Genomic DNA, 13,175 nt, shown 5'->3' on the forward strand with positions numbered 1-13,175 from the left:
CTATTCGTCGCTGGGCGATGCAATCGCCCAGCGATGCGTGTGAGTGCGACTGCGGGACGTATCCTGTGAAGCATGGCGAACGGCAGTAAAGCGGGCAAAGCTGGTAAGCCCAGCAAAGAAGCGAAGGCGGCAGCGAAAGCTGCCCGTAAGCAGGCATCGAAGGAACGGCGCAGCCAACTGTGGCAGGCGTTCCAGATGCAGCGCAAGGAAGACAAGCTACTCCTCCCGTTGATGATCGGAGCGATCGTCGGCATCACCGTCGTCGCTTTCCTGATCGGTCTGATCTTCGGAGTCCAGTGGTTCTTGCTGCCCTTCGGACTCGTCGTCGGCGTCCTGGTCGCCTTCATCATCTTCGGGCGTCGCGTCCAGAAGTCGGTGTACACCAAAGCCGATGGTCAAGCAGGCGCGGCCGCGTGGGCGCTGGACAACCTTCGGGGATCGTGGCGAGTGTCGAACGCAATCGCGGGTACCACTCAGCTCGATGCGGTACACCGGGTGATCGGCAAGCCGGGTGTGATCCTGGTGGCCGAGGGCGCCCCACAGCGGGTGAAGTCTCTTCTGGCGCAGGAGAAGAAGAAGACCGCTCGTCTCGTGGGCGATACTCCGATCTACGACATCGTGGTCGGAAACGGCGAGAATCAGATTCCGCTGTCCGGGCTTCAGAAGTATCTGACCAAACTCCCGAACAACATCGACAGCAAGCGCATGGACACCATCGAGTCACGCCTCGCTGCCCTCGGCACCAAGGGCGGACCAGCGATGCCGAAGGGTCCGATCCCCGGTGGGGCGAAGATGAAGGGCGTGCAGCGCACCATCAAGCGCCGCTGATTCTTGTTTCAGCGGAACGACCCGGCATCTGGAGTGGAGCCGGCGGAACGACCCGGCATCTGGAGTGGAGCCCGCGGAACGACCCGGCATCTGGAGTGGAGCCCGCGGAACGACCCGGCATCTGGAGTGGAGCCCGCGGAACGACCCGGCATCTGGAGTGGAGCCCGCGGAACGACCGATAGCAAGGTCGCTGGCTTCGCTACCGGCCGCGCAGCATTGCGGTTCCTGTTGCCCGGTCGTGCATTCCGCGGCCATCGTGGTCCGAGATCACGGCCGGGAAGATGAAGATCACGAAGAACGTACGTACCAGCGCGCGAACAAAGCCGACGCGGGCTGCAGCGTCGACGCGTGCGACCTGGATTCCGGCGACCAGCTGCCCCGGGGTGAACGAGAAGGCGCTCACGGAGCCGACGCCGACCACGAACCAGACGAGAAGGGTGAGCGTGGACAGCGACTGGTCGAGCGATGTGAGGCTGAGCACGAGCGCTCCGATCCCCATCGCCATCAACCAGTCGACGGTCAGGGCGGCGGCGCGACGACCGAGTCCGGCGATGGCGCCGGGTCCGTCCGACGGCAATCCGAGCCGTTCGCCCGGAAATTTCTGCTCGGTCCCGTCGTCCCCGATTGCAGCGTGGGGACCGGACAACCAGGAACCTGTCATTCGTGCCATGGGTACAAGGATAGGCGCCGACGTACCCGGCGAAGTAGGCCGTCACCGTAGTGTGTGCGGGAGAGCATCGCGTTTTCGTGCGCCCGGCGTGGAGAACGTGACGTTGCTCGATCGATGTGTGCACAAAACACGACGTGTAACACGGGCGAAACACAGGCTTGACTAGCGGGCAACACCAAGTCCATAACGTGCTGGTCGACGAACTCAACAAAGGAGTAACAGCGTGGCGTTCACCACGGCCGAAGAGGTCATCAAGTTCATCGCCGACGAAAATATCGAGTATGTGGATATCCGGTTCACGGATCTTCCCGGTATTCAGCAGCACTTCTCGATTCCGGCCTCTGCCTTCACGCAGGATGTCTTCGAAGACGGCCTCGCTTTCGACGGCTCGTCCGTCCGCGGCTTCCAGTCGATCCACGAGTCGGACATGATGCTTCTGCCCGACGTGACGACCGCGCAGGTCGACCCGTTCCGCGCTGCGAAGACCCTCAACGTCAACTTCTTCGTCCACGACCCGTTCACGCGTGAGTCCTACAGCCGCGACCCCCGTAACGTGGCTCGCAAGGCCGAGGAATACCTGGTGTCCACCGGCATCGCCGACACCGCGTTCTTCGGCGCCGAGGCAGAGTTCTACATCTTCGACTCGGTTCGCTACGACTCCGGCATCAACAGCGCGTTCTACGAGCTCGACTCGATCTCCGGCTCCTGGAACACCGGCAACGATGTCAACGCCGACGGCAGCCCGAACCTCGGTTACAAGGTTCGCCCCAAGGGCGGATACTTCCCCGTCGCACCGTACGACCACTACGTGGACCTGCGCGACGAGATCTCCACCAACCTACAGAATGCGGGCTTCGAGCTCGAGCGTGGCCACCACGAGGTCGGCACCGGCGGACAGCAGGAGATCAACTACAAGTTCAACACGCTGCTCGCAGCGGCGGACGATCTGCAGCTGTTCAAGTACATCGTCAAGAACACCGCATGGAAGGCAGGCAAGTCCGCCACCTTCATGCCGAAGCCGCTGTTCGGCGACAACGGCTCGGGCATGCACGTCCACCAGTCGCTGTGGAAGGACGGCAAGCCGCTCTTCCACGACGAAGCCGGATACGCTGGGCTCTCGGACCTGGCTCGCCACTACATCGGCGGCATCCTGCACCACGCACCGTCGCTGTTGGCGTTCACCAACCCGACGGTCAACTCCTACCACCGCCTGGTGCCGGGCTACGAGGCTCCTATCAACCTCGTCTACAGCCAGCGCAACCGTTCGGCCGCCGTCCGTATCCCGATCACGGGCAACAACCCCAAGGCCAAGCGCCTCGAGTTCCGCGCTCCGGACTCCTCGGGCAACCCGTACTTGAACTTCGCTGCTCAGATGATGGCGGGCTTGGACGGAATCAAGAACAAGATCGAGCCGCAGGCACCGGTCGACAAGGATCTGTACGAGTTGCCGCCCGAGGAGGCGCGCAACATTCCTCAGGCTCCGACGTCGCTCGAGGCCGTGATCGACCGCCTCGAGGCCGATCACGAGTACCTGACCGAGGGTGGCGTCTTCACCACCGACCTGATCGAGACCTGGATCTCGCTCAAGCGCGAGCAGGAAATCGCTCCCGTCAACCTGCGCCCGCACCCGTACGAGTTCCAGCTCTACTACGACGTGTGATCCTCACACCGGCCTGACCTGCGGCAGAAGGGGCGAGACGCCCCATCTGTCCGCGGTCGGTTCGCAGCAGCTTTTGAGCGAGTCCACCCGAGCAGCGGTCACCACGACCTGCAGCTCGGGTGGACTCGTCTGCGTCGGCGCTCAGCCGGGTCGACGGCGATGCCGGACGTTACCCAACCGGACCAGAGCTCGCACGATGCCGGGAGTGCGGCGGGCAGCGGTGAGCAGTGCGTGATCGACCGCCGACAGACGTGGGCGTGGTCGGGCCCGCGGTACATCGTCGACACCGCCGACATCGTCGCCGAGCGCGAACAGTGGCCATCGCCCAGGAACACCCTTGAGTTCGCGTGTTCCACTGTCGGACAACGTAATTCCGGATCCGGTGGTCAAGTCCCGAACTGCTCGCGAGAGCAGGATCTGACCCGGTCCTGCTGCGGCGCCGATCCGTGCCCCGGCGTGCACCGTCATCCCGGTGAGGTCGGGTCCGCTGCGCTGAACCTCGCCGCTGTGCACGCCCATCCGGATATCGACACCGAGGGACTGTGTCTGTGCGCGGATCTCACGAGCGCACCGCACCGCCGCGAGAGCGCTGTCGAACACACTGAAGGTCCCGTCACCTGCAACTGTCAGCACCCGGCCCCCTGCGTACTCCACCGCGGCTCGAACCTGACGCTCGTGCGTCGCACGCAGCTCTTGGTACGCGAAGTCCCCGAGTCTGAACAGCGTCTCCGTCGATCCGACCAGATCGGTGAACAGGACCGAGGCGAAGAAGCGGTCTGCAGCCGGTGGTCGGTGGTCGCCCGTCGTCAGCTCTTCGACGTGGTCGAGGATCGGCACCCACGATTCCCCGAGCGAGGCACCGGGTGGCGCGGCGGGAAGCAGATGAAATCTGCCGTTCGGGATCATGTCGGCCACGTGCTCGGCTGCACCGCGAGATACCGGACTCCGCTGCACCAGCAGGACGCGGGCCGGACATCGAATGGCAGGCAGCGCTTTCGAGTAGTCGAGACGCATGACGTTCTCGAGATGTTCCTGCGCGGTTGCCGGTGTGGCCGAACATCGTTCCATCATGGCCATCACCCGCCGATTGACCGGCGTATCGACCGTGGGATCCCACAACGGCACACCCTCACCCGAACCCCAGTGCCGGTACACGGACCGCCACCCGGCCACGAACTGCTCGAGATGCTCGGAGTCCCACCCGGGCGGCGGCTGTCCGTCGTCGGCGATCAGCCGGTCCGCGAACGGCTGGATCAGGACCAACCCGGCCACGCGGTCGGGTGACCGGGCTGCGACCAGGGAAACCGGCCCTGCCGTGCTCGCGACCCCGACGATCGTTGCCCTCTGCATCCCGACGGCGTCCATGACAGCGATGACGTCGTCGGCCTGTTCTTCGATAGTGGGTAGGTGATCGACGGGATCGGACAATCCGATTCCACGGCGCTGAAAGAACACGGTCCGGGCGAAGTTGGTGCCTCGCTCCATCAGGTAGTGCAGCTGGGGGTCGGTCCACATCAGGTCGAGATGCATGTTGATTTCGAAGAACCACACCACGTCGGCGTCGCCGTCGCCCACCAGCTGAAACGCCAGCGCATCGCCGTCGCGTTGGACATATCGGGTGACCGGCGGGTCCATGTCTTCAGCGTAAGCGCCGACGGCCGTCCATGTGCGACGAGTGCGGTCGGCGACAGCCGGTTTCGGTGTACGCGAGGTAACAACTTCCCCAAAGAAGGTTTGCGATTGCATCGACACGGTCATTCTCGTTCGGGAACAGCGAGTGACCTCGCCGTCTGAGTGTCGGTACACGGAAAGAGGGTGGGTTACTTCGCATGGATGCGCTCTGGAACTTCGTCTCGGGTAGACGCCAGCAGTTGCTCACCGATTCGTACCTGCACGTTTCCGCGGTCGTGCAGTCCATTCTGATCGCCACCGTGGTTGCAGTTCTCGTCGGTATAGCGGTGTACCGCTCCCCCGCCGGATCGGCTGTCGCCACGGCTCTGGCCAGCACCATCCTGACAATCCCCTCGTTCGCCCTGTTGGGACTGTTGATTCCCATTCTCGGCCTCGGTGTGGCTCCGACCATCACGGCGCTGGTGCTGTACGCACTGCTGCCGATCGTCAGGAACACGATCATCGGTTTGGCTTCGGTCGATCCCGCGGTCACCGATGCCGCCCGCGGCGTCGGCCTCAATCGCCTGCGCATCCTCGCCAGAATCGAGATTCCGCTGGCGTGGCCGTCGATTCTGGCAGGCATGCGCGTCAGTACGCAGATGATCTTCGGAATTCTTGCGATCGCCGCGTACGCGAAAGGTCCGGGTCTGGGCAACCTGATCTTCTCCGGTCTCTCCCGCGTCGGAAGTCCCAATGCAGTGCCGCAGGCGCTTGTCGGCACCGTCCTGATCGTAGTTCTGGCCTTGATCGTCGACGGCATCCTCGTCCTTGTCGGTCGTCTCACAACCTCGAGGGGTATTCGTGACTGAAGTAGCAGGCAACCAGCATGTCTCCGGAGTCGACATCGTTCTCGATTCGGTCAGCAAGCGTTATCCGGGGCAGAAGGACGCGGCCGTGGACAACGTGTCGCTGACCGTGCCCGCAGGCGAAACCGTCGTGTTCGTCGGCCCATCGGGCTGCGGGAAGACGACGACGATGCGCATGATCAATCGTCTGATCGAGCCGTCGTCGGGCAAGATCACCATCGACGGCAAGGATGCGCTGTCCATCGACCCCGACGAACTGCGACGTGGAATCGGTTACTCGATTCAACAGGCAGGGTTGTTTCCGCACCTCACGATCGCCAAGAACGTCGGCACGGTCCCTGGTCTGATCGGCTGGGACAAGAAGCGAATTTCGGACCGTACCGACGAGATGCTCGACTTGGTCGGTCTCGATCCGGACACCTACCGAAATCGATACCCACGTCAGCTCTCGGGTGGTCAACAGCAACGTGTCGGGGTGGCGCGGGCGCTGGCGGCCGATCCCCCGGTCCTGTTGATGGACGAGCCGTTCGGCGCGGTCGACCCGATCACGCGCGGTCTGCTGCAGGACGAGCTGATGAGGCTGCAGTCCGAACTGGGCAAGACGATCGTGTTCGTGACCCATGATTTCAACGAGGCCGTGAAGTTGGGTGACCGTATCGCTGTGCTCGGCAATCAGTCGTCGATCATGCAGTACGACACTCCCGAGGCAATACTGGCCAATCCTGCGAACGACATGGTCGCCGGATTCGTCGGCGCCGACGCCTCACTCAAGCAACTGACGCTCACCCGCATCAAGGACGTGCGCCTACTGCCGTGCCCGACGGCGAAGGAAAGCGACCCGGTCGACGAGATCCGCACCAAGATCAACTCGCGCAAGTGGCAGTGGGGCCTGATTCTCGACGACCGGAACCGCCCGCTGCGGTGGGTGTCGCCGGCGCACCTGGCCACCGCGTCGTCGCTACGCGGAGTCGGAATGCCCATCGGCGAGGTCGTCTCCATCCAGTCGACACTGCAGGACGCGCTGGAAGCGCTTCTCGCCGAGAGCACCGCGTCGACCGTCGTGACCGGCAAGCGCGGTGAATACGTCGGGCTGATCTCGATCGACACGCTGGTCGGTCACCTCCAGAAGATGCGGGAAGCCCACGAGCACGACCACGACGAGGACGAGGACGACATCGTCGCCGACGGGGCGCGGGCATGACAGCGCAGATGGACAGACCAGAGGCGCCCGAGATGGAGGCTCCACCCGACGAGGGGGCATCCGAGCGCAGCGCGGTACGGCGGGCCGAACGGATGCGGTTGCTGGTCCAGCCGGCGATCGTGCTCGTACTCGTTGTCGGGGTACTGGTGTGGGCCTTCAGCCGGGAACTGACGGCCACCCAGCAGGGCAGCATCAGTATCAGCAACATCGCAACGCTCACCTGGCAACACATCCTGCTGACCGCTGCGGTCGTCGTCATCGTCGTCATCGTGGCGGTGCCTCTCGGCACTCTGCTCACGCGTCCCGGTTACACGAAGCTGGCACCGTTCTTCGTGGGAATCGCGAACATAGGTGCTGCTGCACCCGCGATCGGGTTGCTGGTTCTGTTCTACCTGGCGACGCGTCAGACCGGGTTCTGGATCGGCGTACTTCCGATCGCGTTCTATTCGCTTCTTCCGGTGTTGCGCAACACGATTCTGGGTTACCAGGAAGTCGATCGAATGTTGATCGACGCCGGCCGCGGCCAGGGCATGTCGTCGATGACGGTACTGCGCAAAGTGGAATTTCCGATGGCGGTGCCCTACATCCTCGCCGGACTACGGACCTCGCTGGTACTTGCCGTGGGAACCGCGACACTGTGCTTCCTCGTCAGCGCGGGCGGTCTCGGCATCCTCATCGACACCGGATACAAGCTGCGCGACAACGTCACCCTGGTCGTCGGGGCAGTGCTTGCCGTCTCGCTCGCCCTGTTCATCGATTGGCTCGGCGCTCTGGCCGAACAGTTCCTAGGACCCAAAGGATTGCGATGAAGTCGCCGAAGAAGGGCATCCTCGCGGTTGTCGCAGCGTGCGCCCTGGTCGCCGGGTGCGGCCTCGAATCCGGTGGCGCAGTACCGCTTGCCGTGGGTCCGGCGAGCATTCAGCCCGTGGACGATCTCGACGGGGTGAAGATCACGGTGGGGTCCAAGGACTTCACCGAACAGATCACGCTGGGATACATCATCGAGTTCGCACTGTCGGCAGCAGGAGCCGACGTCCGCGATCTGACGAACATCCAGGGATCCAACAGCACTCGTGACGCCCAACTCGACGGGCAGATCGACGTCACCTACGAGTACACCGGCACCGGGTGGATCAATTACCTGGGCAACCAGACTCCGCTTCCCGATCCCACCGAACAGTTCGAGGCGGTACGCGATGCCGACCTCGCCGCGAACGACATGGTGTGGGTCGATCCAGCGCCGATGAACAACACCTACGCGCTCGCGATGAACAAGCAGACAGCCGAGCAGACCGGCGTGAAGACGTTGTCGGACTACGCCCGTCTCGTGCAGACCGACCCGTCGGCAGCGACCACATGCGTCGAAACCGAATTCAACGTGCGGCAGGACGGTTACCCCGGAATGGCCGCGAAATACGAGTTCGATCCGAATCTCGCGCCGCGTCAAATTCTGCAGACGGGCATCATCTACCAGGCAACGGCGGATGGAACACAGTGCAAGTTCGGCGAGGTCTTCACCACGGACGGTCGGATCATCGCCCTGGATCTCGTTCTGCTCGAAGACGATCGGGCATTCTTTCCGAAGTACAACCCGGCTCTGGTGATGAAGAAGGACTTCGCCGACGCGCATCCACAGGTCGCCGAGGTGATGGCACCGATCTCCGCAATGTTGACCGACACCGTCATGACCGAACTCAACCGCCAGGTCGACGTGGAGGGCAAGGAGCCCGCCGACGTCGCCCGGGATTGGTTGGTCGCCGAAGGTTTCGTCACAGCGCAGTAGGTGTCACGGCGCAGCAACAGCGGTCCAGCGGTGACGCTCAGGCCCCGAAGGTTCTCTCCACCACTGCCTTTGCCCGACGGGTGACACGCAGGTAGTTGTCGAGGAACTCCCCCGCGTCCCCGTTCTCCCATCCCGCCACCTTGGCGACGGCGGAGAGGACGTGGCCGGGCCGGGGAAGTTGATCGGTGGGCTTGCCCCGAACCAGGACCAGTGCGTTGCGTGCTTTCGTCGCCAGGATCCATGCCTCACGAAGCAACTCGACGTCCGTCTGGCTCATCAACTCGGCGGCACCGATCGCGTCGAGACTCTGCAGCGTCGACGTATTGTGCAGCGACGGTACGTCGTGGGCGTGCCGAAGCTGGATGAGCTGCACGGTCCATTCGATATCGGCGAGGCCGCCTCTTCCGAGCTTGGTGTGTGTGGCGGGGTCTGCGCCCTTGGGAAGCCGCTCGGAGTCGATGCGTGCCTTGATGCGGCGAATCTCGCGGACAGCGTCCTGCGAGACGCCGCCTGCCGGATACCGCACCTTGTCGGCCATGAGCAGAAATTCGATTCCCAGATCGTGGTCGCCCGCAACCTGGTGAGCACGTAGGAGTGCCTGCACTTCCCACGCCTGTGCCCACTGTGCGTAGTACGCCTCGTAGGACGCGAGCGTACGTACGACGGGACCGTTCCGGCCTTCTGGCCGCAGTCCGGTGTCCACTTCGAGAGGCGGATCGGTACTGGGCGCGCCGAGCAGCTTCCTGACGCGATCGGCAATTCCGTTGGCCCACTTGACAGCAACACTGTCGTCGGAACCACCCGTCGCCTTGCACACGAACAGGACGTCGGCGTCGCTGCCGTATCCGAGTTCACCGCCGCCGAGGCGGCCCATGCCGATCACGGCGAGTGTCGCCGGGGCCGGCTCTCCGCGTTCGGCTTCGCTTGCCCTGATCGCGGCTGCGAGAGCTGCGTTGATGACCGCTGCCCACACCGACGACAGCGCACGACACACCTGAGGCACGTCGAGCATGCCGAGGATGTCGGCCGACGCCACCCGCGCGAGTTCGTGGCGACGCAGCGCACGTGCGGCATTGATCGCACGGGCCGGGTCGTCGTAGCGACCGGACGAGGACAGGATCGCGCGATACGTTTCTTCCGGTTCCGCATCCAGCAGTCTCGGCCCGGTGGGTCCGTCGACGAAGAGCCGGATGACCTCGGGCGCTTTGATGAGCAGATCGGGCACGTACGCGGACGAACCGAGAACGATCATCAGGCGCTGCGCGACGGCACCTTCGTCGCGGAGCATGCGCAGGAACCAGGTCTGGTCGACGGTGGCCTCGCACAGCCTGCGGTAGTTCAGCAGTCCAGCGTCGGGATCCGGTGTGTCGGCCAACCATTCGAGCAGGGTCGGCAGCAGCACTGCCTGAATCTGTCCGCGTCGTGCGCCGCCGCCGACGAGCGCACGCAGATGACCGAGTGCATTCTCGGGCGTGGCGTAACCGAGCGCTGCGAGCTGACGGATGGCGGCATCGGGTGTCAACCGGACGGTGTCCGAGTCGAACCTCACGACCGAATCGAGGAGTGGACGGTAGAACAGCTTGGCGTGCAGACGTCTGATGCGCTGCGCGTTCCGCTTGATCTCTGCGTTCAGCACACCGAGCGAATCGCGGTTTCCGTCGGGACGCATGTGTGCAGCCCTGGCGAGCCACCGCAGCGCTTCCTCGTCGTCGGGTGGAGGAAGGGTGTGGGTGCGTTTCATCCGCTGCAACTGCAGACGGTGCTCGATGAGCCGAAGGAACTCGTACGACGCGGTCAGATTCGCTGCGTCGTCGCGGCCGATGTACCCACCGTCCGTCAACGCCGACAACGCGTCGACGGTGCCGAGCACGCGCAACGACTCGTCGGTACGCCCGTGAACGAGCTGGAGAAGCTGGACGGCGAACTCGACGTCGCGCAGACTGCCGCGGCCGAGCTTGATCTCACGCTCGCGCAGCTCCGGCGGAACCATCTCCTCGACGCGCCTGCGCATAGCGCGTACCTCGGGCACGAAGTCCTCGCGCTGCGACGCCAACCACACCATGGGGTTGAGGGCGGCGACGTAGGCGTGGCCGAGTTCGAGATCACCCGTCATCGGGCGAGCTTTGAGGAGTGCCTGGAACTCCCAGGTCTTGGCCCACCGCTTGTAGTAGGCGATGTGCGAGTCGAGGGTGCGCACCAGTTCTCCGCGCTTGCCTTCGGGGCGAAGTGCGGCGTCGACTTCGAAGAACGCCGAGGATCCGATGCGCATCATCTCGCCTGCGATGCGGCTGGCGACCGCGTCGGCCGGCTCGGCGACGAACACGACGTCGACATCGGAGACGTAGTTCAGCTCACGCGCACCGCATTTGCCCATGGCGATCACGGCTATGCGGGACGGGCACGGCTTGTCGGGGCAGACCGTGGCGACAGCAACGGCGAGGGCCGCGGTGAGTGCGGCGTCCGCCATGTCGGAGAGCTGGGTTCCCACCAGCTGATAGGGCAACACGGGCTCGTTCTCGACGGTGGCCGCCAGATCGGCCGCGGCCAGAACCATCACCTGATCGCGATACGTTTTCCTCAGCGCGACAACGGCTTCCGGTCCGATGATGCCCGCCCTGTACAGGTCGGGGGCCGCATGTTCACCGGTTTCCTGGACAGCGTCCACAGCTGCGAGGAGTTGCCGGGTGAGCTGGTCCTTGCTGGGCAACTCGATCTTCGCGTTGGCGCCGCTCGATTTTCCCTCGGGAGTGAGCAGCAGGCGCCAGGACTCGGAATCCGACACCAGGTGATCGGCAAGTGCGCTGGACGCCCCGGTCAGCCCGAACAGACGGCCTCGAAAACCCTTGTCCGCGCGCAGCGCCGCATCGACGTCCGCAAACTGCTCACCCAGCGCATGGGACAGCCGCACGACCGTCCGCAACGCCAGATCCGCATTGGCGGCACGCGAGAGCGACCACAGGAGTTCGAGACTGTCCTCGTCTACCCAACCCAGCTTCTGCAGATCAGCTGGAGCTGTCGACTCCACCAAACCCAGCCGGCCTGCACCCGGAACGACCGATCGTGACGTCGGTGGACGCACCATCAGCGAACACCTCGACTCTGGCGTGACACTTCATTCACCTCACCGCGAGTGGGAACTACCCTCGTAGTCGAACGAAGTAAAACCTAGCCCATGTGCGGGTGGGATCGTTACAAGCCCAGGTACGCCTTCAACTCGTACGGAGTCACGTGGCTCCGGTACTCCTCCCACTCGCGACGCTTGTTGCGGAGGAAGAAGTCGAAGACGTGCTCGCCGAGCGCCTCGGCGACCAACTCGGAGCCTTCCATCGCGTCGAGCGCCTGATCGAGGCTGCCGGGAAGTTCCTTGTATCCCATCGCGCGCCGTTCCGCCGACGTGAGGGCCCACACGTCCTCCTCCGCCTCGGGCGGCAGAGTGTAGCCCTTCTCGATTCCGCGCAGACCCGCGGCGAGCAGAACCGCGAACGCCAGATAGGGGTTGCACGCCGAATCGGGGCTGCGGATCTCGACGCGTCGCGACGACGCCTTGTTCGGGGTGTACATCGGGACACGGATGAGAGCCGAGCGGTTCGCAGGGCCCCAGGACGCCGCTGTGGGTGCTTCTCCCCCGCGCACGAGGCGCTTGTAGGAGTTGACCCACTGGTTGGTCACCGCACTGATCTCGTTGGCGTGCTCGAGGATGCCTGCGATGAACGACTTACCGGTCTCGGACAGCTGCATCGGGTCGTCCGGGTTGTGGAACGCGTTGGTGTCACCCTCGAACAGACTCATGTGGGTGTGCATCGCCGAGCCGGCCTGATCGCTGAAGGGCTTCGGCATGAACGTCGCACGCACGCCTTCTTCGATCGCAACTTCCTTGACCACGTAGCGGAAGGTCATGATGTTGTCCGCCATCGACAGCGCGTCGGCGTAGCGAAGGTCGATCTCCTGCTGACCGGGTGCCGTCTCGTGGTGGCTGAACTCGACGGAGATGCCCATCGACTCGAGCGCATCGATGGCGTGACGGCGAAAGTTGGGTGCCGAGTCGTGGACAGCCTGGTCGAAATAGCCACCGTTGTCGGCGGGGGTGGGCGGTGAACCGTCCTCGGGGCTGTCCTTGAGCAGAAAGAACTCGATCTCGGGATGGACGTAGCAGCTGAATCCCAGGTCCGCTGCCTTGCTCAGCTGACGGCGCAGCACGTGGCGCGAATCGGCCCAGGACGGGGAACCGTCGGGCATCGCGATGTCGCAGAACATGCGCGCGGAATGCTGGTGGCCCTTACTGGTGGACCACGGCAGAATCTGGAATGTCGACGGGTCCGGCTTGGCGACCGTGTCGGCCTCGGACACGCGGGCGAATCCTTCGATCGCGCTGCCGTCGAAACCGATGCCCTCGTCGAAGGCACCCTCGAGTTCGGCAGGCGCAATGGCCACCGATTTCAGATAGCCCAGGACATCGGTGAACCACAGGCGGACGAAGCGGATGTCGCGCTCCTCCAGAGTCCGGAGCACGAATTCCTTTTGGCGATCCATGTCCGCGAGAGTAAGCAAACCGCGTT

The 13,175-nt window shown here is 64.1% G+C and carries 10 protein-coding genes; 6 read left to right on the top strand and 4 right to left on the bottom strand.

The annotated features are described in order from the left end of the window. Positions 1-72: 72 nt before the first annotated feature. Positions 73-828 carry a DUF4191 domain-containing protein gene (locus tag RY1_RS04390; protein WP_072802342.1) on the top strand — a complete coding sequence of 252 codons (756 nt, stop codon included), beginning with the start codon at positions 73-75 and terminating at the stop codon, positions 826-828. 199 nt (positions 829-1,027) lie between these two features. Here the strand turns inward: RY1_RS04390 and RY1_RS04395 are convergent, their stop codons facing one another. Next, positions 1,028-1,498, bottom strand: a complete 471-nt coding sequence (locus tag RY1_RS04395) for an RDD family protein (RefSeq protein ID WP_072802343.1) — start codon at positions 1,496-1,498, stop codon at positions 1,028-1,030. Between the two features lie 223 nt (positions 1,499-1,721). Between RY1_RS04395 and glnA (RY1_RS04400) the strand changes: the two genes are divergently transcribed. Next, the gene (gene glnA, locus RY1_RS04400; RefSeq protein ID WP_072802344.1) at positions 1,722-3,158 is read left to right on the top strand and encodes a type I glutamate--ammonia ligase; all 1,437 of its coding nucleotides are present in this window, start codon (positions 1,722-1,724) and stop codon (positions 3,156-3,158) included. A 141-nt stretch (positions 3,159-3,299) separates the two neighbouring features. Here glnA (RY1_RS04400) and RY1_RS04405 read toward each other — a convergent pair whose 3' ends face one another. Beyond that, the gene (locus RY1_RS04405) at positions 3,300-4,793 is read right to left on the bottom strand and encodes an adenylate/guanylate cyclase domain-containing protein (protein ID WP_072802345.1); all 1,494 of its coding nucleotides are present in this window, start codon (positions 4,791-4,793) and stop codon (positions 3,300-3,302) included. Positions 4,794-4,987: 194 nt separating this feature from the next. On the opposite strand from RY1_RS04405, the gene RY1_RS04410 reads away from it, so the two are divergent. Genes RY1_RS04410 through RY1_RS04425 form a run of 4 tightly spaced genes read left to right on the top strand, consistent with a single transcriptional unit; the run spans position 4,988 to position 8,619 of the window. Beyond that, the gene (locus RY1_RS04410; protein WP_072802346.1) at positions 4,988-5,638 is read left to right on the top strand and encodes an ABC transporter permease; all 651 of its coding nucleotides are present in this window, start codon (positions 4,988-4,990) and stop codon (positions 5,636-5,638) included. After that, positions 5,631-6,836, top strand: a complete 1,206-nt coding sequence (locus tag RY1_RS04415; RefSeq protein ID WP_072802347.1) for an ABC transporter ATP-binding protein — start codon at positions 5,631-5,633, stop codon at positions 6,834-6,836. Before RY1_RS04410 ends, RY1_RS04415 begins: the two co-directional genes overlap by 8 nt. Positions 6,837-6,868: 32 nt before the next feature. Then, the gene (locus RY1_RS04420) at positions 6,869-7,645 is read left to right on the top strand and encodes an ABC transporter permease (RefSeq protein ID WP_174565334.1); all 777 of its coding nucleotides are present in this window, start codon (positions 6,869-6,871) and stop codon (positions 7,643-7,645) included. Then, positions 7,642-8,619: a glycine betaine ABC transporter substrate-binding protein gene (locus tag RY1_RS04425; RefSeq protein WP_072802349.1), complete on the top strand. Its 978-nt coding sequence runs from the start codon at positions 7,642-7,644 to the stop codon at positions 8,617-8,619. Before RY1_RS04420 ends, RY1_RS04425 begins: the two co-directional genes overlap by 4 nt. A gap of 37 nt (positions 8,620-8,656) precedes the next feature. On the opposite strand, the gene RY1_RS04430 is transcribed toward RY1_RS04425, so the two are convergent. Beyond that, complete coding sequence (locus RY1_RS04430; RefSeq protein WP_072802350.1) at positions 8,657-11,701, bottom strand: bifunctional [glutamine synthetase] adenylyltransferase/[glutamine synthetase]-adenylyl-L-tyrosine phosphorylase; 3,045 nt, start codon at positions 11,699-11,701, stop codon at positions 8,657-8,659. Positions 11,702-11,808: 107 nt separating this feature from the next. Next, positions 11,809-13,149, bottom strand: a complete 1,341-nt coding sequence (gene glnA, locus RY1_RS04435; RefSeq protein ID WP_072802351.1) for a type I glutamate--ammonia ligase — start codon at positions 13,147-13,149, stop codon at positions 11,809-11,811. Positions 13,150-13,175 lie beyond the last annotated feature (26 nt).

This window comes from Rhodococcus yunnanensis NBRC 103083, from assembly GCF_001895005.1.
GTDB lineage: Bacteria > Actinomycetota > Actinomycetes > Mycobacteriales > Mycobacteriaceae > Rhodococcoides > Rhodococcoides yunnanense.

Bases quoted from the DNA above. Each gene is read 5' to 3' on its own strand.
- RY1_RS04390 (WP_072802342.1), top strand. From the start codon at position 73: ATGGCGAACGGCAGTAAAGCGGGCAAAGCTGGTAAGCCCAGCAAAGAA.
- RY1_RS04395 (WP_072802343.1), bottom strand. From the start codon at position 1,498: ATGGCACGAATGACAGGTTCCTGGTTGTCCGGTCCCCACGCTGCAATC.
- RY1_RS04405 (WP_072802345.1), bottom strand. From the start codon at position 4,793: ATGGACCCGCCGGTCACCCGATATGTCCAACGCGACGGCGATGCGCTG.
- RY1_RS04410 (WP_072802346.1), top strand. From the start codon at position 4,988: ATGGATGCGCTCTGGAACTTCGTCTCGGGTAGACGCCAGCAGTTGCTC.
- RY1_RS04420 (WP_174565334.1), top strand. From the start codon at position 6,869: ATGGAGGCTCCACCCGACGAGGGGGCATCCGAGCGCAGCGCGGTACGG.
- RY1_RS04425 (WP_072802349.1), top strand. From the start codon at position 7,642: ATGAAGTCGCCGAAGAAGGGCATCCTCGCGGTTGTCGCAGCGTGCGCC.
- RY1_RS04430 (WP_072802350.1), bottom strand. From the start codon at position 11,701: ATGGTGCGTCCACCGACGTCACGATCGGTCGTTCCGGGTGCAGGCCGG.
- glnA (WP_072802351.1), bottom strand. From the start codon at position 13,149: ATGGATCGCCAAAAGGAATTCGTGCTCCGGACTCTGGAGGAGCGCGAC.